The organism is Thermococcus sp. M36, assembly GCF_012027355.1.
Taxonomy (GTDB): Archaea; Methanobacteriota_B; Thermococci; order Thermococcales; family Thermococcaceae; genus Thermococcus.
The window spans coordinates 1-599 of sequence record NZ_SNUH01000045.1 but is presented as its reverse complement, the minus strand read 5'-3'; the positions used below and the strand labels follow the sequence as shown (position 1 = coordinate 599).

General features: G+C 31.4%; 1 protein-coding gene. It reads right to left on the bottom strand.

The window, feature by feature from the left end:
* A partial coding sequence (locus E3E36_RS11240; RefSeq protein WP_167895511.1) for a M1 family metallopeptidase occupies positions 1-481 on the bottom strand: 481 nt, incomplete at its 3' end.
* Positions 482-599 lie beyond the last annotated feature (118 nt).

The following is a 599-nucleotide window of genomic DNA, read 5'->3' as shown; positions in this document are numbered from 1 at the left end:
AGGTGTGCTCTTCCGATCTTTTCGGATTAATAAAATATAAACCACGGGCATCCGTTATAGCAGCACTGCCCTCTGCCTGATATTCATTGGGTTTAGCAACATAATCTATGTAAATAGTGTATTGTTCATTGTTTTTATAAACCTTATCTAACTTAATATTTAAAAAAAGGCTGTCGTAATTGTAATGAAGCGGAATATTTTTGCCGGCTTTTACAACTTCAACTTTATTAATATTCATTCCTTTAGCATCAAGCTGTAAAGAATCTGTTGCATAAAAGTGTGGCTTTAAAGTAATCCATACTTTACCATACATATAGGCTTTATCATAATCAAACTTAGCCTGTAGTTTAGTATGAACTAAATCATTTTTTTTGGTTGAGAAAGAACGGTAAATCTTTTTCCACGATGTGTCTTGTGCAGGTTGTTGTGCAAGAACAAAAAAAGGAATCGCTGAAAAGACGAACAGAAAAAATTTCTTCATATAAAATAGTTAAGTGTTAAAGATAATATTTGTTGTAAATCAGCCTGTAAATTTTGATAAGCGTAAAGATTGATTACTGTTTCACTATTTAAAGTAAGTTTGTACCAATCTAAAACCC